The 21,992-nt window shown below is 65.9% G+C and carries 23 protein-coding genes and 1 tRNA gene; 13 read left to right on the forward strand and 11 right to left on the reverse strand.

Going from position 1 to position 21,992, the window contains the following annotated elements; all coding sequences use genetic code 11:
- Positions 1-37: 37 nt before the first annotated feature.
- A tRNA-Pro gene (locus KY496_RS24240) sits at positions 38-114 on the reverse strand.
- 54 nt (positions 115-168) lie between these two features.
- Positions 169-1,158, reverse strand: a complete 990-nt coding sequence (gene ispB / locus KY496_RS24245; protein WP_184235192.1) for an octaprenyl diphosphate synthase — start codon at positions 1,156-1,158, stop codon at positions 169-171.
- 282 nt (positions 1,159-1,440) lie between these two features.
- On the opposite strand from ispB, the gene rplU reads away from it, so the two are divergent.
- The 7 genes from rplU to KY496_RS24280 all read left to right on the forward strand — a co-directional run bounded on the left by rplU (position 1,441) and on the right by KY496_RS24280 (position 7,027).
- Positions 1,441-1,752, forward strand: coding sequence for a 50S ribosomal protein L21 (gene rplU, locus KY496_RS24250; RefSeq protein ID WP_005668436.1), 312 nt, complete (start codon positions 1,441-1,443; stop codon positions 1,750-1,752).
- 42 nt (positions 1,753-1,794) lie between these two features.
- On the forward strand, positions 1,795-2,067 hold the full coding sequence (gene rpmA, locus KY496_RS24255) for a 50S ribosomal protein L27 (protein ID WP_005668438.1): 273 nt from the start codon (positions 1,795-1,797) through the stop codon (positions 2,065-2,067).
- A gap of 106 nt (positions 2,068-2,173) precedes the next feature.
- Positions 2,174-3,286 carry an Obg family GTPase CgtA gene (cgtA, locus tag KY496_RS24260; protein ID WP_005668439.1) on the forward strand — a complete coding sequence of 371 codons (1,113 nt, stop codon included), beginning with the start codon at positions 2,174-2,176 and terminating at the stop codon, positions 3,284-3,286.
- 2 nt (positions 3,287-3,288) lie between these two features.
- Complete coding sequence (locus KY496_RS24265; RefSeq protein ID WP_005668441.1) at positions 3,289-3,714, forward strand: hypothetical protein; 426 nt, start codon at positions 3,289-3,291, stop codon at positions 3,712-3,714.
- Positions 3,711-4,829, forward strand: coding sequence for a glutamate 5-kinase (proB, locus tag KY496_RS24270; protein ID WP_184235189.1), 1,119 nt, complete (start codon positions 3,711-3,713; stop codon positions 4,827-4,829). The genes KY496_RS24265 and proB overlap by 4 nt, the downstream gene beginning before the upstream one ends.
- A 172-nt stretch (positions 4,830-5,001) precedes the next feature.
- Entirely contained in the window at positions 5,002-6,573 is a 1,572-nt protein-coding gene (locus KY496_RS24275) for a methyl-accepting chemotaxis protein (RefSeq protein ID WP_219862798.1), read from the forward strand.
- 94 nt (positions 6,574-6,667) lie between these two features.
- On the forward strand, positions 6,668-7,027 hold the full coding sequence (locus KY496_RS24280; protein ID WP_005668447.1) for a nuclear transport factor 2 family protein: 360 nt from the start codon (positions 6,668-6,670) through the stop codon (positions 7,025-7,027).
- A gap of 22 nt (positions 7,028-7,049) precedes the next feature.
- On the opposite strand, the gene nth is transcribed toward KY496_RS24280, so the two are convergent.
- Together nth and rsxB are read right to left on the reverse strand one after the other, a co-directional pair.
- Positions 7,050-7,733, reverse strand: a complete 684-nt coding sequence (gene nth, locus KY496_RS24285) for an endonuclease III (RefSeq protein WP_219862800.1) — start codon at positions 7,731-7,733, stop codon at positions 7,050-7,052.
- Positions 7,734-7,738: 5 nt separating this feature from the next.
- Complete coding sequence (gene rsxB, locus KY496_RS24290; protein WP_051205134.1) at positions 7,739-8,416, reverse strand: electron transport complex subunit RsxB; 678 nt, start codon at positions 8,414-8,416, stop codon at positions 7,739-7,741.
- A gap of 191 nt (positions 8,417-8,607) precedes the next feature.
- Here rsxB and KY496_RS24295 point away from each other — a divergent pair, with 191 nt between their 5' ends.
- Complete coding sequence (locus KY496_RS24295) at positions 8,608-8,949, forward strand: RcnB family protein (RefSeq protein WP_005668452.1); 342 nt, start codon at positions 8,608-8,610, stop codon at positions 8,947-8,949.
- Between the two features lie 76 nt (positions 8,950-9,025).
- On the opposite strand, the gene KY496_RS24300 is transcribed toward KY496_RS24295, so the two are convergent.
- From KY496_RS24300 to KY496_RS24320, 5 genes are all read right to left on the reverse strand, one after another.
- Positions 9,026-10,261 (reverse strand): polyhydroxyalkanoate depolymerase, encoded by a 1,236-nt coding sequence (locus tag KY496_RS24300; RefSeq protein WP_005668454.1) that lies wholly within the window; start codon positions 10,259-10,261, stop codon positions 9,026-9,028.
- A gap of 267 nt (positions 10,262-10,528) precedes the next feature.
- Positions 10,529-11,626 (reverse strand): NAD(P)/FAD-dependent oxidoreductase, encoded by a 1,098-nt coding sequence (locus tag KY496_RS24305; RefSeq protein WP_005668455.1) that lies wholly within the window; start codon positions 11,624-11,626, stop codon positions 10,529-10,531.
- Between the two features lie 102 nt (positions 11,627-11,728).
- Positions 11,729-12,052, reverse strand: a complete 324-nt coding sequence (fdxA, locus tag KY496_RS24310) for a ferredoxin FdxA (protein ID WP_005668458.1) — start codon at positions 12,050-12,052, stop codon at positions 11,729-11,731.
- A 250-nt stretch (positions 12,053-12,302) separates the two neighbouring features.
- Positions 12,303-12,578, reverse strand: coding sequence for a protealysin inhibitor emfourin (locus tag KY496_RS24315; RefSeq protein ID WP_005668460.1), 276 nt, complete (start codon positions 12,576-12,578; stop codon positions 12,303-12,305).
- Positions 12,575-14,128, reverse strand: a complete 1,554-nt coding sequence (locus tag KY496_RS24320; protein WP_219862802.1) for a hypothetical protein — start codon at positions 14,126-14,128, stop codon at positions 12,575-12,577. Before KY496_RS24320 ends, KY496_RS24315 begins: the two co-directional genes overlap by 4 nt.
- A 181-nt stretch (positions 14,129-14,309) precedes the next feature.
- On the opposite strand from KY496_RS24320, the gene KY496_RS24325 reads away from it, so the two are divergent.
- The gene (locus KY496_RS24325; RefSeq protein ID WP_005668465.1) at positions 14,310-14,594 is read left to right on the forward strand and encodes a polyhydroxyalkanoic acid system family protein; all 285 of its coding nucleotides are present in this window, start codon (positions 14,310-14,312) and stop codon (positions 14,592-14,594) included.
- A 63-nt stretch (positions 14,595-14,657) separates the two neighbouring features.
- Here the strand turns inward: KY496_RS24325 and KY496_RS24330 are convergent, their stop codons facing one another.
- Complete coding sequence (locus KY496_RS24330) at positions 14,658-14,912, reverse strand: acyl-CoA-binding protein (RefSeq protein ID WP_005668466.1); 255 nt, start codon at positions 14,910-14,912, stop codon at positions 14,658-14,660.
- A gap of 177 nt (positions 14,913-15,089) precedes the next feature.
- Positions 15,090-15,446, reverse strand: a complete 357-nt coding sequence (locus KY496_RS24335) for an FKBP-type peptidyl-prolyl cis-trans isomerase (protein ID WP_005668468.1) — start codon at positions 15,444-15,446, stop codon at positions 15,090-15,092.
- Positions 15,447-15,578: 132 nt separating this feature from the next.
- Here KY496_RS24335 and KY496_RS24340 point away from each other — a divergent pair, with 132 nt between their 5' ends.
- The 4 genes from KY496_RS24340 to KY496_RS24355 all read left to right on the forward strand — a co-directional run bounded on the left by KY496_RS24340 (position 15,579) and on the right by KY496_RS24355 (position 21,953).
- The gene (locus KY496_RS24340) at positions 15,579-16,394 is read left to right on the forward strand and encodes an EI24 domain-containing protein (protein WP_219862804.1); all 816 of its coding nucleotides are present in this window, start codon (positions 15,579-15,581) and stop codon (positions 16,392-16,394) included.
- Positions 16,395-16,757: 363 nt separating this feature from the next.
- Positions 16,758-20,090 carry a transglycosylase domain-containing protein gene (locus tag KY496_RS24345; RefSeq protein WP_219862805.1) on the forward strand — a complete coding sequence of 1,111 codons (3,333 nt, stop codon included), beginning with the start codon at positions 16,758-16,760 and terminating at the stop codon, positions 20,088-20,090.
- On the forward strand, positions 20,087-21,541 hold the full coding sequence (locus KY496_RS24350) for a TAXI family TRAP transporter solute-binding subunit (protein ID WP_229520352.1): 1,455 nt from the start codon (positions 20,087-20,089) through the stop codon (positions 21,539-21,541). Before KY496_RS24345 ends, KY496_RS24350 begins: the two co-directional genes overlap by 4 nt.
- Before the next feature lie 37 nt (positions 21,542-21,578).
- Complete coding sequence (locus tag KY496_RS24355) at positions 21,579-21,953, forward strand: hypothetical protein (protein WP_219862807.1); 375 nt, start codon at positions 21,579-21,581, stop codon at positions 21,951-21,953.
- Positions 21,954-21,992: the final 39 nt, after the last annotated feature.

A 21,992-nucleotide genomic window follows, 5' to 3' on the forward strand; every position in this document is an offset into this window, starting at 1 on the left:
GAACCAAGGAAAATCGTTGAGAATCAACGAGAAGAAATGGTCGGGGTGAGAGGATTCGAACCTCCGGCCTCTACGTCCCGAACGTAGCGCTCTACCGGGCTAAGCTACACCCCGACGGTTCGGGGTGTCTTTACAGGTCACCCCGGGAAGGCATTACTATAAAATCACTTAGTGGTTCCTGTCAACAGCGAAGCTGCTGAGCTGGAGGAGGCTGTTTTTGAAGACGCTGTCGGGCAAATCGGCGATCGCATTCGACGCGCGGCGGGCCGCTTCCTCGGCCTGCTTGCGGGTGTAATCCAGCGCGCCGCTGGACGTCACCGCCGCCAGCACCGCATCGAATTGCTGCTCGTCGCCCTGCTCGATGCAGTTGCGCACCAGCGCGCGCTGTTCCGGCGTGCCATGTTCCATCAGCCAGATCAGGGGCAGGGTAGGCTTGCCTTCGCGCAGGTCGTCGCCCAGGTTCTTGCCGATCTCGGCGGCGTCGCCCGCGTAGTCGAGCACGTCGTCGATCAGCTGGAAGGCCGTGCCCAGCGAGCGGCCGTATTCGCCGGCCGCGGCGATCTGCTCGTCGTTGGCGCCGGCCACCAGGGCGCCGAGCTCGGCCGCCGCTTCGAACAGCTTGGCGGTCTTGGAGCGGATCACCAAGAGGTAGGCGGCCTCGGTCACGTCCGGGTCGTGCATGTTCAGCAGCTGCAGCACTTCGCCTTCGGCGATCACGTTGGTGGCGTCGGACAGGATCTGCATCACGCGCATATTGTCCAGGCCGACCATCATCTGGAACGAGCGCGAGTACAGGAAGTCGCCCACCAGCACCGAGGCGGCATTGCCGAACAGGGCGTTGGCGGTCTGGCGGCCACGGCGCATTGAGGATTCGTCGACCACGTCGTCGTGCAGCAGGGTCGCGGTGTGGATGAACTCGACCACGGCGGCCAGTTCGTGGTGGGCCGTGCCGCGGTAGCCGTAGGCATTGGCCAGCAGCAGCACCAGCACTGGACGGATGCGCTTGCCGCCTGCGCTGATGATGTACTCGGCAATCTGGTTCACCAGGGTGACGTCGGAATGCAGCCGCTGGCGGATCACCGTGTTGACGGCCTCCATGTCTGGGGCGATCGACTGGACGATGGAGTTCTGTTGGGCGTGTTGAGTGGCGGCTGACAAGGCTGACCTGCGAAACGTGGGTTAACTATAAGAGTGCCGCGATTATACGGTATGCAAGGGATATCCGTCCCGCCGGCAGGGTAGAGCTCGCTCTTGAGCGGATCCTGGGCGTCGGTGCGGCGTTGGCGGCATGCCACGTACGGAAGAGATCGTCAGTCGCTTTTGACGCATCGCGGCGATTTATGTATAATCCCCTGTTCCCCGGCTTACGAACAGTCCAGCGCGCTTGCGCGGGGCTCTGTTGCTGGCGGATTCTTTTAACATTTGATGAGGTTTCAAATCATGTACGCGGTCATAAAAACCGGTGGCAAGCAATACAAAGTTGTCGCTGGTGAAAAACTTAAAGTAGAACAGATACCGGCTGACATTGGTTCCGAACTCACGATCGATCAGGTCCTCGCCGTTGGCGCGGGCGACAGCATCAAGTTTGGTGCTCCGCTGGTCGAAGGTGCAACGGTGCTGGTGAAAGTGGTTTCGCATGGTCGTCACGACAAGGTCCGTATCTTCAAGATGCGCCGTCGTAAGCACTACCAGAAGCGTCAGGGCCATCGCCAGAACTTCACCGAAATCCAGATCGTTTCGATCAACGGCTAATCGCCGTCCGGTTCCCAGCATTAGTCATCAAGGAGTAATACAATGGCACACAAAAAAGGCGGCGGTACTACCCGCAACGGCCGTGACTCAGAAAGCAAACGCCTTGGCGTGAAAGTCTACGGCGGCCAGGCAATCAACGCCGGCGGCATCATCATCCGTCAACGCGGCACCCCAGTGCGCGCTGGCGCCAACGTCGGCACCGGCAAGGATCACACCCTGTTCGCGCTGGTCGACGGTACCGTCAAGTTCGTCAAGCAAGGCGTGGGCTCGAAGCAGTTCGTGACCGTCGTTGCTAACGAAGCAGTCGCAGCGTAATAACGCATTTGCGCCGCATCAGCGGCGCTTCTTTGCAAGGCGCAAGCCTTCCATCGAAAGGCTCTGCCCACGGTAGGGCCTTTTTAGTTTTTTAGCGGTCACAATCATGAAGTTTATTGACGAAGCAAGAATTGAAGTCATCGCTGGCGACGGCGGCAACGGGTGCGCCTCGTTCCGTCGCGAGAAGTTCCGCCCATTCGGCGGTCCGGACGGCGGCGACGGCGGCAAGGGCAGCTCGATCTACGTGGTTGCCGACCGCAATGTGAATACCCTGGTCGACTTCCGTTACTCGAAAGTCCATACCGGCAAGAACGGCGAACCGGGCCGCGGCTCCGATTGCTATGGCAAGGGCGCCGAAGATATTACTATCCGCATGCCGGTCGGCACGCTGATCATCGACGACAATAATGGCGAGATCATCGCCGACCTGACCGAGCACGGCCAGACCGAATTGCTGGCCAAGGGCGGCGAGGGCGGCTGGGGCAATATCCACTTTAAAACCTCGACCAACCGCGCGCCGCGCCAGAAGACCGAGGGCAAGGATGGCGAGCGCCGCACCCTGCGCCTCGAGCTGAAGGTGCTGGCCGACGTGGGCCTCTTGGGCATGCCGAATGCCGGCAAGTCCACCTTCATCACGGCCGTGTCGAACGCCAAGCCGAAGATCGCCGACTATCCGTTCACCACCCTGCACCCGAACCTGGGCGTGGTGCGCGTGTCGCACGAAAAGAGCTTCGTGATCGCCGACATTCCGGGCCTGATCGAAGGCGCGTCCGAAGGCGCCGGCCTGGGTCACCAGTTCCTGCGCCACCTGGCGCGCACCGGCCTGCTGCTGCACATTGTCGACCTGTCGTCGTTTGACGAGAAGGTCGATCCGGTCAAGGAAGCCAAGGCCTTGATCAAGGAACTCGAAAAGTACGACGAAGAGCTGCTCAACAAGCCGCGCTGGCTGGTGCTGAACAAGCTCGACGTGCTCGACGACGCCGAGCGCAAGAAGCGCGTCAAGGACGTCATCAAGCGCCTGGCCTGGAAAGGCCCCGTGTTCGAGATTTCGGCCCTCAACCGCGAAGGCTGCCAGGACCTGATCAACGCGATCTACCTGCACCTCGAAGAAAAGCGCCATTCCGAGCAGCGCGCCGAAGAAACCTCGATGACCGAGGAAGCGCGCGGCATCTCGTCGATCGATCCTGACGATCCACGCTTCAAGATCATCGAAGACTGAACTTGAGCGCAAGCGTACTACCTGCCACCAAATGGACCCGCGCCTGGCTGCGCGGCCAGCTGTTGCAGCTGGTCGCGACCGCCAGTTCGCTGGCCGCGCTCGCGGCCATGCTCGATCCCGACCGCATCGCGGCCGCGATGGGCCTGTTTCTCGTCGGCGTGAACGGCTACAGCCAGTTCTACGCCATCTACGTCGGCATCCGCCTCGCTACCGCGGGGTTGGCGCTGTTGGCGGCCAGGCAGGGCGACCAGCCCATCCTCGGCGACCTTACTGCCCTGTTCCTCCTGGCCCAGCCGGCCGGCCGCCTCGTTGCGGCTTTCGCGATCGGCTTGCCCTCGGGGGTATTATTAGTCGTCTGCGCGGTTGAACTGCTGGCAGGACTTTCCCTGCTCGCGTTGCGACCGCGGGGGAAAATCCTGTCGCCATGAATTCCGTACTGCACCAAGCCTCCCGCATCATCGTCAAGGTCGGCTCCTCCCTCGTCACCGACGAGGGAAGGGGCCTCGACCATACCGCCATCGCCCGCTGGGCCTTTCAAATCGCCGCACTGCGCGCGCTCGGCAAGGACGTCGTCCTGGTCAGCTCGGGCGCCATCGCCGAGGGCATGCTGCGCCTCGGTTTTACCAAACGCCCGACCGACATCCATGAATTGCAGGCCTGCGCCGCCTGCGGCCAGATGGGCCTGGCCCAGATTTATGAATCCAGCTTCAGCGCCCACGGCGTGAAAACCGCGCAGGTGCTGCTGACCCACGCCGACCTGGCCGACCGCGAACGCTACCTGAATGCGCGCTCGACGCTGACCACCTTGCTGCGCCTGAACGTGGTTCCGATCATCAACGAGAACGACACCGTCGTCACCGACGAGATCAAGTTCGGCGACAACGACACGCTCGGCGCCCTTGTCGCCAACCTGATCGAGGCCGACGCCCTGGTCATCCTGACCGATCAGCCGGGACTGTACTCGGCCGACCCGCGCAAGAATCCTGACGCCCAGTTGATCGAGCAGGCCCAGGCCGGCGACGTGGCCCTGGAGGCGATGGCCGGCGGCGCCGGCAGCAGCATCGGCCGCGGCGGCATGCTGACCAAGGTGCTGGCCGCCAAGCGCGCGGCGCGCTCCGGCGCCCATACCGTGATCGCCTGGGGCCGCGAGCCGGACGTGCTCACGCGCCTGGCCGGCGGCGAAGCGATCGGCACCCAATTGCTGGCCGCCACCGGCCGCCTGACGGCGCGCCGCCAGTGGATGGTCGACCACCTGCACACCACGGGCGAAGTCGTGATCGACGCCGGCGCCGTGGCCAAGCTGACGAAAGAGGGCAAGTCGCTGCTGCCGATTGGCGTGCTGGCCGTGAACGGCGAGTTCGGCCGCGGCCAGGTGATCACCTGCGTCGACGAGGCCGGCAAGCCGCTGGCACGCGGGTTGACCAACTATGCCAGCAGCGAGGTGCGCCGCATCATGCGCCATTCCTCGACAGAGATCGAGCGCATCCTGGGCTTCGTCGAGGGGCCTGAGCTGGTTCACCGCGACAATATGGTGCTTTTGTAATCAGTAAGCGCTTGCTCCTGCCAGCGATGTGTCGCGCTGACAGGACGTAAGCGCTGTTCCGTATCACTTTCCGTCTGGAAAGATCTATTGGCGGTGATAAACCGCCCGCCAGCCTATACACTGTGCATATCCGCCCAGCCGGGCCGCATTCCCAGTTTTTCAGGATCACCACATGAAGCTAAGCCGCAAGCTCCCCCTGGGTTTTGCAGCCGTCACCCTGCTCGTCGCCTGCGCCGGTTTCTTCGGCATGAGCCAGCTGAACCGCTCCGTCGACACTTACCGCCAGGCGGTCGCCATGGAAGGGCAATCGACGCAGGTCGAGGCCATGCTGGCCCACTTCCGCAAGCAGCTCCAGGAATGGAAGAACACGCTCCTGCGCGGCAAGGATGATGGCGAGCGCGACAAGTACTGGGCCGCGTTCCAGCAGAACGAAGCCGAGGTGGCCGCCCAGGTCGCGGCCCTGCTGGCCAGCCTGCCCGAAGGAGAAGTGCGCACGCTGGTGGCGCGGTTCGGCGCCGCGCATGCGCAGATGGGCCTTGATTACCGGCGCGGTTACCAGGACTTCGTCGCGGCCGGCTTCGACCCCGCCGCCGGCGACGTGGCGGTCAAGGGCAAGGACCGGGCGCCGGCCGAACTGCTGGTGCAGGCGGAAAAGAAGATGTCGGCGCTCAGCGCCGCCAGCGTGCGGCAGGCCGACGCCGTCGGCGCGCGCGCGACCACGCTCAGCTACAGCCTGATGCTGCTCGGCGCGCTGGCGGCGGTGGCGGCCGGCGTGCTGGTGTCGCGCTCGATCACCCGGCCGCTCGACGCGGCGGTGGAAGCGGCGCGCAGCGTGGCCGCCGGCGACCTGCGCACCGCGATCACGGTTCGTAGCGACGACGAGACCGGCCAGCTGCTGCTGGCCCTGAAGGAGATGTCGGCCAGCCTGCAGCGCATCGTGCTGCAGGTGCGCGGCGGCGCGCAGAGCATCGCCGTGGCTTCGCACGAGATCGCGCAGGGCAACCTCGACCTCTCCGCGCGCACCGAGCGCCAGGCCGGCGCGCTCGAGGAAACCGCCTCGTCCATGGAAGAGCTGACCTCGACCGTGCGCCAGAACGCCGACAATGCGCGCCAGGCCAGCCAGCTGGCGGTATCGGCCTGCGACGTGGCGGCCAAGGGCGGCAAGGTGGTCGAGCAAGTGGTGGGCACCATGGCCTCGATCAGCGCCTCGTCGCGCCGGATCACCGACATCATCGGCGTCATCGATGGCATCGCCTTCCAGACCAATATCCTGGCGCTCAACGCCGCGGTCGAAGCGGCGCGCGCGGGCGAGCAGGGTCGTGGCTTCGCGGTCGTCGCCGGCGAGGTGCGGACGCTGGCCCAGCGTTCGGCTGTCGCGGCGAAGGAGATCAAGGAACTGATCGCCGCATCGGCCACCTGCGTCGAGGATGGCAACCGCCTGGTCGGCGAGGCCGGGGCGACGATGGGCGAGATCGTCGCCAGCGTGCGCCAGGTGATGGACATCATCGGCGAGATCAGCGCCGCCAGCAGCGAACAGAGCCAGGGCATCGCCCAGGTCAACGAGGCGGTGACGGAAATGGACAGCGCGACCCAGCAGAACGCGGCCCTGGTCGAGGAAGCCGCCGCCGCGGCGCAGTCGCTGCGCGACCAGACCGTGGCCCTGAACGAGGTAGTCAGCGTGTTCAAGGTCGAACAGCAGCCGCAAGCGGCGCCGGCCGCGCCATGGCGCAAGGCGCTCGCTTAACGGCGCACGCCAGACAGCGTAAGATGCGCACGCGCCCGTGTTGCCCGGATCGTCCGGACAAGCGGCGGCGCGCTTCCTTACCGATCGAATGCCAATGACGCCAACTTCCCCTCTCGCCGTGGTCCAGGCCCAACTGGACGCCTACAACGCCAAGGACCTCGACGCCCTGATGGCCACCTATGCGCCCAACGCGCAGCAATTCGCCCTGCACGGCGCGCTGCTGGCCGAAGGCCACGACCAGATCCGTCCGCGCTACGAAGCGCGCTTTGTCGAACCCGACCTGCAGGCGCGCCTGCTGTCGCGCACGGTGCTCGGCAACTTCGTCACTGACCTCGAGATCGTCACCCGCAACTTCCCCGAAGGGAAGGGCACGGTCGAGATGCTGTGCGTGTACGAGGTGGTCGACGGACGCATCGTGCGCGCGTCGTTCGCCAGCGGCGAAACCCGGGTTTAAGTTGCGACGCTAAGTTGCGACGCTAAGTCGCCGCGTTGGCCGCGGCCAACGCCGGATCGAGCACGCCGGCCGGCGCCGGCGTCTTGTCCCTGAACTCGCACAGGTCCGCGATCAGGCAGTTCCAGCACTTTGGCTTGCGCGCCACGCAGGTGTAGCGGCCGTGCAGGATCAGCCAGTGGTGGGCGTCGTGCAAGAAGTCCTTGGGCACGAATTTCAGCAGCTTCTGTTCGACGATGTCGACGTTCTTGCCGGGCGCGATCTTGGTCCGGTTCGAGACGCGGAAGATGTGGGTGTCGACCGCCATGGTCGGCTCGCCGAAAGCCGTATTGAGCACCACGTTGGCGGTCTTGCGGCCGACCCCCGGGAGAGATTCCAGCGCTTCGCGCACGGGCGGCACTTCGCCGCCGTATTGCTCGACCAGGATCTGGCAGGTCGCCATCACGTTCTTGGCCTTGGTGTTGTACAGGCCGATGGTCGAGATATAGGTCTTGAGCTCGTCGATGCCGAGGTCGAGGATCGCCTGCGGCGTGTTCGCCACCGGGAACAGGCGGCGCATGGCCTTGTTGACGCCGACGTCGGTCGACTGGGCCGACAGCAAAACCGCGATCAGCAGTTCGAACGGCGTCGTGAACTCGAGTTCGGTGGTCGGCTTGGGATTGGCGGCGCGAAAGCGGGTAAAGATTTCCAGGCGTTTGGCGGGATTCATCTGGTTCAGTTCTTGTCCTGGTTGCCGGCCGCCTTCAGGCGGGCGCGTTCCATGGCGGCGGCGATGATGGCGCGCTTGCGCTCCTTCTCGGCCAGTTCTTCCGGGGTGTTCGTCACTTCGGCGGTCACCGCGCGCATTTTTTCGACGGCCTTGGCGGCCAGGCGGGCATCGTTTTCCTCGCGCTCGCGGCGCAGGCGCGCGGTGCGGAAATCGTGGCGCTCGCGCGCCGCGTCGGCGTCCTGCTGGCTCCAGGCGTCCCAGCCGGTGCGTTCGCCGGTGACGGGGATCATCGCGATGCAGTCGACCGGGCAGGGCGCGACGCACAGGTCGCAGCCGGTGCACAGGCTCGGCAGGATGGTGTGCATCTGCTTGGCCGCGCCCAGGATCGCATCGACCGGGCAGGCCTGGATGCACAGCGTACAGCCGATACACAGCGACTCGTCGATGAAGGCGACCGGGCGCGCTCGCTCGACCCCGTTGGCAGGATTGATCGGAATAACCGCGCGTCCGGTCGCGGCGGCCAGGCGGCGCACGCCTTCCATGCCGCCCGGCGGACACTGGTTGATCTCGGCTTCGCCGCGCGCCATGGCCTCGGCATACGGGCGGCAGGCGGGATAGCCGCATTTGGTGCACTGGGTCTGCGGCAGCAGGTCTTCGAGCTGGTCGGCGAGGGGGCTGGTCACGGGGGGGAGGATCTGCGGGCGATTCAATCTGGTCAAGCCGACATTATCCGCCAAAACGGGGCTGGATGCGACCGGACGGCCTTTTGGCGGACCCGGCTGCGCTCATCCATTCGCTACGTGGGAGAGCTAACAGACGACTTGTCACAATCCTGCTGTACTGTCGGCTCACGCTGGATCACCGGGGATGGGACATGAACGAGTTGATTGGGCCGCTGCTGTTCGCCGCCATCTTTTCGGCAGGCGATGGCTTGCTGCAGCGGGACGCCAAGGCGGATGAAGACGCGCAGGCCGGACGTGCGCAGGTCGCGCATTTGAGTCCGACGCGCTACCGCAGCGTGGAAGCGACCGGGGAAGTGCGGCGCGGCGAGCGCCTGCCGGCACGCTACCAGGCGCACCAGCACGTGGTCGAAGACTGGCGCGCATTGCGGCTGACCAAGCCGCCGCGCGGGCACCAGTGGGTCGATGCCGGCGAAAGTTATGCCTTGGTCGCGATCGCGACCGGGCGCGTGGCGCAGGTGGTCATGGGGCGCTGAAGCCGGGACGCTGAAGCCGAGCGAGCAAGAAAAAAAGCCGTGGCATGCCACGGCTTTTGCGTTGTTCGTCCCCGGTTCAGCCGTTCGCGCGGATGAACTCGGTAATCTTCGGACACACGATCTCGCGCCAGCGGCGGCCCGAAAAGATGCCGTAGTGGCCGGCTTTCTCGACCACGAAGTCGTGCTTTTTTTCCTTCGGGATGCCGCTGCACAGGGTCAGCGCGGCGCTGGTCTGGCCCAGGCCCGAGATATCGTCAAGCTCGCCTTCGACGGTCAGCAGGGCGACCGACTCGATGTCTTGCGGACGCACCAGCTGGCCGCCGACTTTCCAGGTGCCCTTCGGCAGGCTGTAGTCCTGGAACACGGTCTTGATGGTATCGAGATAGTACTCGGCCGGCATGTCGAGCACGGCGTTGTACTCGTCGTAGAACTTGCGGTGCGCCTCGGCCGAGTCATCGTCACCGCGCACCAGGTGCTGGTAGAACTCGCGGTGGCTCTGGGCGTGGCGGCCCGGGTTCATCGCGATGAAGCCGGCGTGCTGCAGGAAGCCCGGATAGACCTTGCGGCCGAAGCCCGGGTAATTGCCCGGCACCGAATAGATCACGGTGTTCTCGAACCACGAATACGGCTTTTCGATGGCCAGGTCGTTGACCGCGGTGGGCGACTTGCGCGGGTCGATCGGGCCGCCCATCATGGTCATCGTCCGGGGCAGCTTGGGGTCCTTGTTGCTTGCCATCAGGGCGATCGCGGCCAGCACCGGCACCGTCGGCTGGCACACCGAGATCACGTGCACGTCCGGGCCCAGGTGGCGGATGAAGTCCTGGACGTAGAACACGTAGTCGTCCAGGTGGAACGGGCCGTCGGACAGCGGCACCATACGGGCGTCGGTCCAGTCGGTGATGTAGACGTCGTGCTCGACCAGCAGGGCTTTCACGGTGTCGCGCAGCAGTGTCGCGTGGTGGCCGGACAATGGCGCCACGACCAGCACCGACGGCTGATCGAGGGCGGCGAAGGCGGCGTCGCCCATGTCTTTCTTGAAGTGCAGCAGCTTGCAGAACGGCTTGTCGACGACGATGCGCTCGACAATGCCGACTTCTTCACCGTTGATGGTGGTGGTCTTGAGGCCAAAGGCCGGTTTTTCGTATTCCTTGCCGAGACGGTACATCAGCTCGTAGCCGGCGGCGATACGTTGGGAAAATGGGGTGTGCGCAAACGGCGACACGGGATTGGAGAACAGTTTCGAGGACGCATCGGCCCACTGCATCAGCGGGGTCAGGAAGGAGCGTTGCATCTCGTGCAGTTGATAAAGCATAAAGTATTCCTTCGTATTGACACTGCGCTAATATCGCCCGCGCATAAGCTTCATCCGATTATAGGGGATTTGCGTTGGCCGGTGGAAACAAGGGCTTGCGCCATCCCTTATGCATGGTGCACTTGTAGCATATTTACCCGGACCCGCTCCGTTGGTCGGCCCACATAAAGCAAAACGCCCCGCAAGGCGGGGCGCTTCAGGGGACTCTGTCGCCGCCAAGTTACTGAACGCTGGTTGAACGCGGTAACCGTGGCGGCAAGGCCTTCTTTAATCGAACACCGGGGTTTCGACGCCCAGGATCTTGTGCAGCTTCGGCGAGGTCGTCGTGTACTGCATGTGGATCTTCTTGTCCGGGAAGATGTACGGCGCGGCGCCGAAGGCGGCCAGCGCGGCTTCGTGGAAGCCCGACAGGATCAGCTTCTTCTTGCCCGGATAGGTGTTGATGTCGCCCACGGCGAAGATGCCCGGGACGTTGGTCTCGAATTTCTCGGTGTCCATCACCTTGAGCTGCTTGCGCTCGATGTCCAGGCCCCAGTCGGCGATTGGACCCAGCTTCGGCGACAGGCCGAAGAACACCAGCAGCATGTCCAGCGGCACGCGGCGGGTGACGCCGTCGGCGCCGGTGACCTTCACTTCGGTCAGCTGGCCGTCTTTTTCGTCGAAACCGGTCACCTGGCCGGTGATCAGCTGCATTTCGTATTCGTCGCACAGGGCCTTCATCTTGGCGACCGAGGCCGGGGCGGCGCGGAAGTCATCGCGGCGGTGCACCAGCACGACCGACTCGGCCTTGCCGACGAAGTTCAGGGCCCAGTCCAGCGCGGAGTCGCCGCCGCCGCAGATGACCAGGTTCTTGCCTTCGAAGCGTGCCGGATCCTTGACGCGGTAGAACAGCTGCTCGCCTTCGTACTTGTCGATGCCGTCGACCTTGATCGTGCGCGCCTGGAACGAACCGACGCCGGCCGCGATGAAGATGGTCTTGGTGATGAACCGGGTGCCGGTCGAGGTCTCGACGTTGAAGCGCTGGTCTTCGCGGCGCTGGACGGTCGTCACTTCCTGGCCCAGGTGGAAGGTCGGCTCGAACGGCTCGATCTGCTTGAGCAGGTTGTCGGTCAGTTCCTGGCCGGTGCACACCGGGACGGCAGGGATGTCATAGATCGGCTTGTCCGGATACAGTTCCACGCACTGGCCGCCGACGGCCGGCAGCGAATCGATGACGTGGGCCTTGATTTCGAGCAGGCCGAGTTCGAACACCTGGAACAGGCCGACCGGGCCCGCGCCGATGATCACGGCATCCGCTTCGATGGCGCCGGCGAAGGAACTGTTGGGAGCGATGCTGCCCGCTTCGTGGGTGGCACTGATAGTCATGCGCTTACTTCCTGTGATTTTTGATTGGTGAGGCGATGGCAGCCAGCACTGCCATGCAGAACGACCCCGGGCCGGCGCCGAACGGGCGGCGCAGCGGCGGTATTAGCGGGCCAGTTGGTCGAGTTTGTCCTTGACGTCTTTCCACTCTTCCGCGTCTGGCAGGGCCGGCTTCGTCTTGGTGATCGAAGGCCAGAAGCGCGCGAGATCGGCGTTCAGCTTGATGAACTGCTGCTGGTCGCCAGGCACGTCTTCTTCGGCATAGATCGCGTTCACCGGGCACTCGGCGACACAGACGGCGCAGTCGATGCACTCGTCAGGATCGATGGCGAGGAAATTCGGGCCTTCCCGGAAACAATCTACCGGGCATACATCGACGCAGTCGGTGTAACGACAACGGATGCACGATTCGGTGACAACGTGGGTCATAACAGTCCTATCAATTGGTGGGATGTCGCGTCGCCGAGCGCAAGAAAGAGAATAGGCTGGCCGGACAGAGCAAAGCACTGTATTTTAGGGCAATTCGGCTTTTCTCACAAATTCGCCTATATACACAATCTACATAAGCAAATGAACGAGAAATCCGCACGGGCGTGCGGATTTTGGCTTGTCAAGCCACCGTGCAGTGGATATTGACCGCGATTAAGGTCGCTGCGGAGGGAAGCCGTCAAGGCCCCGCTCAGCCGGCCTGTCGCAGGTAGTCGAGCAGGTGTTGCCACTGGCCGCCGCTGCCGTCTTCGCGCAGGAACACGGTGTGGCACAGCGGGCCGTCCTCGACCGTGATTTCCCAGCGCGGCAGGTCGGCGCCAACCGGGCAGGCGGGGGCGACGCCGAAGAAGTCGAGACGCCGCAGCAGCGTCTCGAGGGCCGGCCCGTCGGCCAGGCGGGCGGTATCCAGCTCGTAGGATTCGGCCAATCCGGCGAAGCCGCCGCAGGCGCGGGCGCTGATCTTCATGCCAGCATCGACGGTTCGGCCGACGATCCGGCCGGCGTTATGGCGGCCGGCGCTCCGGCGGCCGGCGCTCCGGCGGCCGGCGCCGCGGCGGCGGGCAGGCCGGGCAGCGCCGGCCCGTGGCGGCCGTGTTCGGCACACCAGCGCGCCAGCAGGCGTGCCTCGCCGGCCAGCACGCGCTCGGCGCAATCGTATTCGGCCAGCTGCATGGTGCCGCAGCAAGCGCGCCGGTCTTGCCGCGCGCCGGGGGCGTCGCAGACCCGCGCCGCCAGCGGCAGGCCGGGGACGAACGAGGCCGTGCCATCCGCACCGCCGCCATGGCCGGCCTCCACGACTTCGCGCCGGCTGAACTGGAGGCGGATGGCGTCGGCGTAGGCCGCCGGCTTGCCGTCGCTTGTCACGGCCTGGAGCATGGCGTTGACCACGTCGGCATAGGTGGCGGCTGCGTCGGGCGCGGCGATCAGGGCGCGCATCAGCACGCCGCTCAGGTAGCCGGCCACCCGGTGCAGGACGGCGGCGCAGTCTTCGCGCTCGGGATCGCGTTCATGCGCGAACAGGTCGGCCAGCACGTCGTAGACAGCGCCGGTGAACACCTGCGAGATGGCGTGCACCTGGGTGCCGGCCTCGCTCAGCTTGAGGTCGTTGTCGGCGTTGCGCAGGCCGGTGCTGTTGCCGAGCGCCAGCCCGAACTGCTCGGCGATGTCGGTCAGGAAGGATTTGTCGTGCAGGTCGGCCTTGGTCTGGGCGATCACGGCTTCGCACTGGTCGAGCTGGGACAGCGCCAGGAAGATCGCGGTGAGATCGCCGAAGGCTTCGTGCAGGCCGCCGGTCTGGGGCGGGGCGTCGGCCTGCAGCCAGAGCGGCTTGATGCCGTCGAGCACCGCGTGGGCGGTCTCGTGCGACACGATGTCGAACGAGCGGCAGGTGAAGACCCGCTCGGTCGCGCCGTTGGGAACGAAGTCGCCGAACTTGAGGGCGGCCTGGCTGCGGCTGTAGAAGGCGTTCATGACGTTCGGCAGGCCATGCGGGAAGACCAGCAGCGGCCGCGTATCGGTGCTGCTGTTCCATTGCCAGGGCAGCGGCATGGCGCCGCCGGCGGCGGCCAGGGCGCGCTGGTACATGGTGAGCGTCTGGCGCACCACGACGAAGGTATGGACGGCGTCGAACTGCGGCGTGTCGGGCTGGGTGACGAAGTCGCCGAAGGCGTTCGGTTCGACCGCGGCGATGCCCGGCTCGCCGGGGGCGATGCGGGCGTCGCGCGGACCGGCCAGCACCACGCCGGGCAGGAAGGCCTTGCGGGTGCCGATTTCGCTGACCGAAGGATCTTGCTTCCACATGAGGACGCGGGCGCCGATGGCGTGCGGTGGCGGCTCGGTGGCCGGGGGCGCGCCCGGATCGGGGACGTCGGGTTCTTCGAGCAGGCGCGCGGCGCGGTGCTGCTGGCGGTAGGGCGCGCTCGGGGTGGGCACGAAGCGCACCGGGGGCTGCGCGGCCTGCGGCGCATCGGGGTCGCTGGGCAACAGGCGGTTCGGCTGGACGACGGGGGTTTCCATATCGACTCCTCGCGTAATGACGGGCTTGCGCCTTCATCCTCGCGCTCCCTGCTGGGCACGCTTTGATACTCATCAATTGAGGGTGCGCGAGCGCTGTCTGTTGTAGCGAGCTCTGGCATAGCCCGGCCGCAACTGGCATCATGGCGGATTGTTTGCAATCGATTCAGGAAGGATCAGTCAGATGGCGGAAATCAGCATCGTCCAGCAGCACAGCCTGAGCCCGGACGCGGCGCGTTCGGCAGCCGAGCAGGTGGCGCAGCGTATCGCGGCCGAATACGGGCTGGAATGCAGGTGGGACGGCGATGTGCTGCGCTTCGAGCGCAGCGGCGTGGAGGGCATGTTGACCCTCGAAGACCAGCGCGCCGCGATGCGCATCCGCCTGGGCTTCTTCATGGGCGCGTTCGCGCCGGCCATCGAGGCCAAGGTGGCGGAAAAGATGCGCAAGACCTTCGCCGCAGCGGCGTAAACACGGGTTTGGCTCATGGGTGGACGGCTTGCCGTCCACCCATGAGACGCCCAGGAGGGACGATCAGCCCTTGAGCTCTTCGATCAGGTCGACGTACTGCTGCTGGGCTTCCTCTTGCGAGGTGCCCTTGAGGCCGGCCCAGGCGTCGTACTTGGCGCGCGCCACGAAATCGGTCATGCCCGGACGCTCGCCGGTCACGTCGCCGCTCGAGCCCTGCTTGAACAGCGCGTAAATCTTCAGCAAGGTCATGTTGTCGGGACGCTCCGACAGGTTCTTCGAATCGGCCTGGGCCTGGTTGAACTGTTCCTGCAAGCTCATGGAAACTCCTGTGATGGTTGAGTGCGGTATTGTCGCTTGGACAATTCGGCAGGCATCTTAGCGCAGGAGGAGGGCGGGCACGGGAATTCGGGCCGCATTTTAGAAGGGAAGTTCAAAAGCTGCCGTCAAGACGGCGGCACCATGCGCCGCCGCAGGACGGCGCACGGTAAAACGCGCTTAGACGGCCAGCAGGTCGACGTCGAAGATCAGGGTCGCGTTCGGCGGGATCACGCCGCCGGCGCCGCGCGCGCCGTAGCCCAGGCTGGCCGGGATGGTCAGGCGGCGCGAACCGCCGACCTTCATGCCCTGCACGCCTTCGTCCCAGCCACGGATCACGTGGCCGGCGCCGAGCGCGAACTCGAACGGGTCGTTGCGGTCCTTGCTCGAATCGAACTTGGCGCCCAGGCTGCCGTCGTCGTTGCGCAGCCAGCCGGTGTAGTGCACGGTGACGTGCTGGCCGGCCTTGGCCTCGGCGCCTTCGCCGGTGACGAGGTCTTCGTATTGCAGGCCGGAATCGGTGGTGATGGTGGACATGGTCTTCCTTGTTGTTCAGATTGAACGGCGATTGTAGTCCATGGGTCTCGAAAGTGCCATCCCGTAGAATGGCGGCATTGATCCTCGTCCCGACCTGCCATCAGGAGAAACCATGCTGCAAAGGAAAGCCCCATGAACGCCGTACTGACCGCTTGCCGGCGCGCCTTGGGCGCCCAGTTCAGCGGCCGCATGCTGCTGCTGTCGCTTGCGCCCCTGTTGCTGGCGCTCGTCCTGTGGGGTGTGGCGATGTGGCTGGGCCTGCAGCCGCTGCTCGACTGGCTGCACGGCATGTTCGCCGACTACGGCGGCTTCGAGACCAGCGGCAGCATGCTGGAAATGGTCGGCCTGGGCATGCTCAAGGTGATGGTGGTGCCGCTGATGGCGATCGTGCTGCTGCTGCCGCTCATGATCGGCTCGGCCCTGCTGTTCGTGGGCGTGGTGGCGATGCCGGCTATCGAAACCCATGTCGGCAAGCGCCAGTTTCCCCAGCTCGCTAAAAAAGAGGGCGGCTCGTTCTTCGGCAGCGTGGCGATCAACCTGGGCAGCACCGCCGTGTTCGCCCTGCTGTGGCTGTTCACCCTGCCGCTGTACGCGGTGCCGCCGCTGGCCTGGCTGGTGCAGGCCAGCCTGTGGGCCTGGGTGACCTCGCGCGTGATGAGCTACGACGCGCTGGCCGCCCACGCCAGCCAGGCCGAACGCCTGGCCCTGATGCGTCGTCGCCGCTCGGCCCTGCTCGCCATCGGCTTCGTCACCGGGCTGGCCGGCGCGCTGCCGGGCATCGTCTGGATGGGAGGCGCCGTGCTGTCGATCGTGCTGTTCCCGATCCTGGCCCTGGTGTCGCTGTGGCTGTACGTCATGATTTTCCTGTTCGCCGGGCTGTGGTTCCAGTATTACTGCCTGCAAGGGTTGGAAGAGCTGCGCGCGGAAGAGGCGACGCAGCCGGCGTGATCCGTCTTTCGATATGGATCAAACCTGGCTGTGCACCAAAGGCATTTCCAGCGCGTTAAATATTGGTAGCTAAAACGGCCCGGGTGCTTGCCTGAATTGCACGCGGTAATAGCACTCAGCCAAGACCTCGTTGTTTTTTTGCGAAAATATTCCAAGCGCAGCAAATTTGTTAAACGGCGTCTCGCGTGGGACGTATTGATGTGGTGGAATATTGCCTACGGACGGTGCGATCTGGAGTGGGATTGCACCATCAGCGTGCGAACTAACAAAGACCACGACCACTCGAACGGACCAGCAGCACCACGGATGGCGAGCAGGTTGGCGGGGATTGCTAGCGTTTTGATTCAGACCGGTTAAGCCATCATGGAAAGTATTCGCCGTCTCGGACGGCCAAGCAATGTGTCCGGCAAACGTGCCGCCAACGAGCGCAGTGAGCCGACCTTCGAGCCGAGCTTCGGCGACGCGGTCGCGACCTCCGCGGCGCCAGCGAGCGCCAGCGCCGCGGGCGCCGCCGTGGAGAGCGCTCCTGCGCTCGCGGCCGGCGGCAACGACGTCCCCCTGTACGAAGCCTTCCCGCACCTGGCGGGCAATGGCGGCATTCCCGCCGGCCCGGCGGGCGAGCCCGGCGACGACGAGCCGGCCCCGCGCAAGCGCCGCTGGAAACTGTGGCTGCTGCTCGGCCTGCTGTTGCTGGTTGCCGTGTTGGCGGCCTGGGCGGTGCTGGAGACGCGCAGCTCGCGCCTGCAGGCGAAGATCTTCGCCGACATGGCCAGCGAACTCACGTTCCGCATGGAAAACGGTCCCAGCGATGCGATCCGCTTCCCGGCCGCCAGTCCGTACGACACCCGGCTGGGCTACGCCGGCCTGCCGCGCTACCTCGAGCGGCTGCAGACGCGCGACTATGCGATCGCAGCCCAGGCGCGCATCTCGCCGCAGATGGTCAAGATGGCCGACCTGGGCCTGTACGCGACTTACCACGAGAAAACCAAGGTCGGCCTCGAGATCCTCGATTGCCGCTCGCAGCCGATCTATACCTCGCGCTTCCCCGAGCGCTTCTACCACGAGTTCAGCGCCGCGCCGCCCCTGCTGGTGCAAAGCCTGCTGTTCATCGAAAACCGCGAACTGCTCGACGCCAGCCATCCGCGCCGCAACCCGGCGGTCGAATGGGACCGCTTCTCGAAGGCCGTGTTCGACAAGACCCTGTCCAGCGTCGGCCTGGGCGGCGGCGGCCGCGTGGCCGGCGGCAGCACGCTGGCGACCCAGATCGAGAAATACCGCCATTCGCCCGAAGGCCGCACCAGCTCGACCACCGACAAGATCATCCAGATGGCCTCGGCCACCCTGCGCGCCTACCAGGACGGCGAAGACACCACCGGTTCGCGCCGCCAGATCGTGCTCGACTACCTGAACACGGTGCCGCTGTCGGCCAAGTCCGGCTATGGCGAAGTGAACGGCATCGGCGACGGCCTGTGGGTCTGGTATGGCCGCGACTTCGACAAGGTGAACGCCATGCTCAAGGGCCCGATGACGAGCCCGGACGCCGTGCTGGCCTACAAGGAAGCGCTGTCCCTGATGATCGCCCAGCGCCGTCCGGCCTATTACCTGGGCGCGGGCGAGCCCGACCTCGAAGTGCTGACCGACAGCCACCTGCGCGTGCTGGCCCAGGCCGGCGTGATCTCGCCGCAGCTGCGCGACGCCGCCCTGAGCGTCAAGCTGCAGCCGGCGCTGCACAGCGGCGTGGCGCCGCCGCCGGCCGACGCCTTCGTGTCGCGCAAGGCGGCCAACGCGGTGCGCAACCACCTCGGCTACCTGATCGGCGACACGCGCCTGTACAACGTCGACCGCCTCGACCTGTCGGTGGTCTCGACCCTGGACGGCAATGCCCAGCAGGCGGTGACGGCGGCCCTGCGCCAGCTGTCCGACGCCGAGCACGCCAAAGCGGCCGGCCTGACCGGCAAGGGCCTGCTCGGCAACGGCGACCCGGCCCAGGTGGTGTACAGCTTCACCCTGATGGAGCGGGGCGAGCACGTCAACTACCTGCGGGTCCAGACCGACAACTACGACCAGCCGCTCGACATCAACGAGGGCGCCAAGCTCGACCTCGGTTCGACCGCCAAGCTGCGCACGCTGGTGACCTATCTCGACATCGTCGACCAGTTGCACAAGCGCTTCGAGCCGCTCGACAAGATCGGCTTGCATGGCGTCGAGATCGATCCGAAGGACCGCCTGTCGCAATGGGCGCTGGAATACTTCCAGACCCTGCCGGAAGGCGCCGACCGCGGCCTGAAGCCCATGCTCGACGCCGCCATGGCGCGCCGCTATTCGGCCAGCCCCCACGAGCGCTTCATGACCGGCGGCGGCCTGCACACCTTCGGCAACTTCAGCAAGCTCGACGACAGCAAGATCATGGACGTGCACCAGGCCCTGCGCCAGTCCACGAACCTGGTGTTCGTGCGCATGATGCGCGACGTGGTGCGCTTCTACATGTTCCAGCTGCCGGGTTCGTCGGCCCAGCTGCTGGCCGACGCCAACGATCCGCGCCGCGCCGCCTACCTGGCGCGCTTCGCCGACAACGAAGGCAAGGACTTCCTGGCCAAGTTCTGGAATAAATACAAGGGCAAGACCCCGGCGGAGATCGAAGCGCTGCTGTTCTCCGGCGTGCGTCCGCTGGCCTCGAAGCTGGCCGCGGCCCACCGCACGGTGGCGCCGAACGCCACGCTGGACCAGTTCGGCGCCTTCATCAATGCGACCCTGCCATCCGCCAACGAGGTCGATCCGGAACGCATCCCGAAGATGTACGAGATGTACGATCCGCGCAATATGTCGCTGGCCGACCGCGGCTACGTGGCCTCGGTGCACCCGCTCGAACTGTGGCTGGTGAGCTATCTGCGCACCCATCCCAAGGCCACCTGGTCCGAGGTCACTGCGGCCAGTGTCAAGGAGCGCCAGGAAGTCTACCAGTGGCTGTTCAAGACCAGCCGCAAGAACGCCCAGGACAAGCGCATCGCCGGCCTGCTCGAGGTCGAGGCCTTCCTCAAGATCCATGCCCAGTGGAAGAAGATGGGCTATCCCTTCGATTCGCTGGTGCCGTCGTACGCGACCACGCTGGGCGCCTCGGCCGACCGTCCGGCCTCGCTGGCCGAGCTGATGGGCATCATCGTCAACGGCGGCGTGCGCAAACCCACCGAGCGCATCGATTCGCTGCACTTCGCCAAGGACACGCCGTACGAGACCCTGGTCAAGCGCAACAAGGGCGGCGGCAAGGAACAGGTGCTGGCGCCGGAAGTCGCGCGCACCGTGGCCGACGCCATCCAGGGCGTGGTCTCGGACGGCACCGCCAAGCGCGTCAAGACCGCCTTCGTGCAGGCCGACGGCAGCGTGATTGCGCTGGGTGGCAAGACCGGCACCGGCGACCAGCGCTTCGACGTGTATGCGCGCGGCGGCCGCCTGATCGAATCGCGCTACGTGAACCGTTCGGCGACCTTCGTCTTCAACATCGGCGAACGTTTCTACGGCAGCATGACGGCCTATGTGCACGGCCCGCAGTCGGAACACTACGACTTCACCAGCGCGCTGCCGGTGCAGCTGCTGGTGACGCTGGCGCCGAGCCTGATGCCGATGATCGAGCCTTCGGCCGCGCCCGCGGCTCCTGGCGCGACCCCTGCGGCGGCGGCCCAGCGCCAGTGCGTGCGTTGAAGCCAGGCCAGGGCGCAACCGGCGGCGCGCAGGTGAAAGGCCTGCGCGCGCGCCTGCAGAATTTCAGCATCGTCTCGCTGCGCGATCTGGTCGTGGCCTCCGGCCCGACCATCCTGCTGGTCGGCGCGGCGCTGCTGCTGGCCTACTGGTGGGTCGACCCGGCGCCGCCGCGCAGCCTGCGCCTGGCCACCGGCCAGGAAAACTCCGCCTACGAAACCTTCGGCAAGCAGTATGCCGCGGTGCTCGCGCGCGACGAGATCAAGGTGACGCTGGCGCCGACGCTCGGCTCGCGCGACAACCTGCAGCGCCTGCTGGCGGGCGAGGCCGACGTCGCCTTCGTGCAGAGCGGCTCGACCGACGGCGACACGATGAACGCCGATGCCGAGGGCAGCGCCGAGCGCCGCGACCTGGTGTCGCTGGGCAGCCTGTTCACCGAGCCGGTGTGGCTGTTCCTGCGCGCGGAAGCCAATATCACGAAGCTGACCGACCTGCGCGGCAAGCGCATCAACCTGGGGCCGGAGGGCACCGGCGTGCCGCGCCTGCTGCGCCAGGTGCTCGACGCCAACGGCATCGCGCCGCAAGACCTGCGCATCGGCGACCTGGCCGATACGCCAGCCACGGTGGAGCTGCTGGCCGGCCGCATCGACGGCCTGGTGTTTTCCTCGGCGCCGGAAGCGCCGCTGATCCAGATGCTGCTGCAGACGCCCGGCATCAAGTTGTTCGACTTCGCCCAGGCCGAGGCGTATACGCGGCGCCTGCCGTTCCTGACCCATGTGGTGCTGCCGCGCGGGATCGTCGACCTGGGCCGCAACATCCCGGCCCAGGATTACCACCTGATCGCGCCGACCGCGACCCTGGTGGCGCGCGAGGAAATCCATCCGGCCCTGGTGGGCCTGCTGGTCAAGGCCGCCACCGAGATCCACGGCGGGGCCGGCTGGTTCCAGCAGCAGGGCCAGTTCCCGTCGCCGAAGTACACCGAGATCCCGGTGGCGGCGGAAGCCGCGCGCTACTACCGCGACGGTCCGCCCTTCATGCAGCGCTACCTGAGCTTCTGGCTGGCCAACCTGGCCGAACGCCTGTGGGTGGTGGTGGTGGCGCTGACCGCGCTCCTGATCCCGCTGTCGAAGATCGTGCCGCCGATCTACGTGTGGCGCGTGCGCTCGCGCGTCTATCGCTGGTACGGCGAACTGCGCGCGATCGAGCAGGCGTTCGAGGACAGCGGCGCGGCGCCGGACGACAAGGTGCGCAACGACTTGCAACGGCGCCTGGACAGCCTCGAGGACCGCGTCAACCACATCTCGGTGCCGCTGGCCTATGCGGACGAGCTGTACCGGCTGCGCAGCCATATCCACCTGGTGCGCGAGCGCGTGCGCGGCTGGCAGCAGGAGGGCGCGGCCAGCGACGCGAGCCACGATGCGACGCCGGGCCATCCGGTGCGCGGCAGCGCCTGATTTTTCCTTTTTCGATTGCGATCCCATGTGCGATTCCATGTGCGATTCCGCCCAACCCGCGATCGACCGCCTGGACCGCCTGCGCAAGCCGCTGGTGGTGCGCTCGGTCGTCCTGATCGTCAGCGTCTGCCTGCTGCTGGTGGGCCTGCATGCGTGGAGCCTGCTGGCGGCGCGCCAGGCCGAGATCGACAATACGGGCGCCAGCACCGCCAACATGGCGCGCGCGCTGGCCTCGCACGCGGAGCGCACGATCGACCTGGGCGACGCGATCCTGGACGAGATGACGGCGCGCGCCGGGGCCGGCGCGACGGTGGCCGCCGAGGATGCCGGGCTGCATGCGCGGCTGGCCCATATCGGCTCCGTCACGCCGCAGATCCAGGAGTGGAACTCCAGCTCCATCACCGGTGTCTGATGCGCCGTCGACGACGGGCCCGCCCTGGCATGGGTCGAA

The sequence above is a fragment of the Massilia sp. NP310 genome (assembly GCF_019443485.1).
Classification (GTDB): Bacteria; Pseudomonadota; Gammaproteobacteria; order Burkholderiales; family Burkholderiaceae_D; genus Telluria; species Telluria timonae.

What these genes read in the sequence shown, in the direction of transcription:
- rplU (WP_005668436.1), top strand. Translation starts at nt 1,441, where the DNA reads ATGTACGCGGTCATAAAAACCGGTGGCAAGCAATACAAAGTTGTCGCT.
- rpmA (WP_005668438.1), top strand. Translation starts at nt 1,795, where the DNA reads ATGGCACACAAAAAAGGCGGCGGTACTACCCGCAACGGCCGTGACTCA.
- cgtA (WP_005668439.1), top strand. Translation starts at nt 2,174, where the DNA reads ATGAAGTTTATTGACGAAGCAAGAATTGAAGTCATCGCTGGCGACGGC.
- proB (WP_184235189.1), top strand. Translation starts at nt 3,711, where the DNA reads ATGAATTCCGTACTGCACCAAGCCTCCCGCATCATCGTCAAGGTCGGC.
- KY496_RS24275 (WP_219862798.1), top strand. Translation starts at nt 5,002, where the DNA reads ATGAAGCTAAGCCGCAAGCTCCCCCTGGGTTTTGCAGCCGTCACCCTG.
- KY496_RS24280 (WP_005668447.1), top strand. Translation starts at nt 6,668, where the DNA reads ATGACGCCAACTTCCCCTCTCGCCGTGGTCCAGGCCCAACTGGACGCC.
- nth (WP_219862800.1), bottom strand. Translation starts at nt 7,733, where the DNA reads ATGAATCCCGCCAAACGCCTGGAAATCTTTACCCGCTTTCGCGCCGCC.
- KY496_RS24295 (WP_005668452.1), top strand. Translation starts at nt 8,608, where the DNA reads ATGAACGAGTTGATTGGGCCGCTGCTGTTCGCCGCCATCTTTTCGGCA.
- KY496_RS24300 (WP_005668454.1), bottom strand. Translation starts at nt 10,261, where the DNA reads ATGCTTTATCAACTGCACGAGATGCAACGCTCCTTCCTGACCCCGCTG.
- KY496_RS24305 (WP_005668455.1), bottom strand. Translation starts at nt 11,626, where the DNA reads ATGACTATCAGTGCCACCCACGAAGCGGGCAGCATCGCTCCCAACAGT.
- fdxA (WP_005668458.1), bottom strand. Translation starts at nt 12,052, where the DNA reads ATGACCCACGTTGTCACCGAATCGTGCATCCGTTGTCGTTACACCGAC.
- KY496_RS24315 (WP_005668460.1), bottom strand. Translation starts at nt 12,578, where the DNA reads ATGAAGATCAGCGCCCGCGCCTGCGGCGGCTTCGCCGGATTGGCCGAA.
- KY496_RS24320 (WP_219862802.1), bottom strand. Translation starts at nt 14,128, where the DNA reads ATGGAAACCCCCGTCGTCCAGCCGAACCGCCTGTTGCCCAGCGACCCC.
- KY496_RS24325 (WP_005668465.1), top strand. Translation starts at nt 14,310, where the DNA reads ATGGCGGAAATCAGCATCGTCCAGCAGCACAGCCTGAGCCCGGACGCG.
- KY496_RS24330 (WP_005668466.1), bottom strand. Translation starts at nt 14,912, where the DNA reads ATGAGCTTGCAGGAACAGTTCAACCAGGCCCAGGCCGATTCGAAGAAC.
- KY496_RS24335 (WP_005668468.1), bottom strand. Translation starts at nt 15,446, where the DNA reads ATGTCCACCATCACCACCGATTCCGGCCTGCAATACGAAGACCTCGTC.
- KY496_RS24340 (WP_219862804.1), top strand. Translation starts at nt 15,579, where the DNA reads ATGAACGCCGTACTGACCGCTTGCCGGCGCGCCTTGGGCGCCCAGTTC.
- KY496_RS24345 (WP_219862805.1), top strand. Translation starts at nt 16,758, where the DNA reads ATGGAAAGTATTCGCCGTCTCGGACGGCCAAGCAATGTGTCCGGCAAA.
- KY496_RS24355 (WP_219862807.1), top strand. Translation starts at nt 21,579, where the DNA reads ATGTGCGATTCCGCCCAACCCGCGATCGACCGCCTGGACCGCCTGCGC.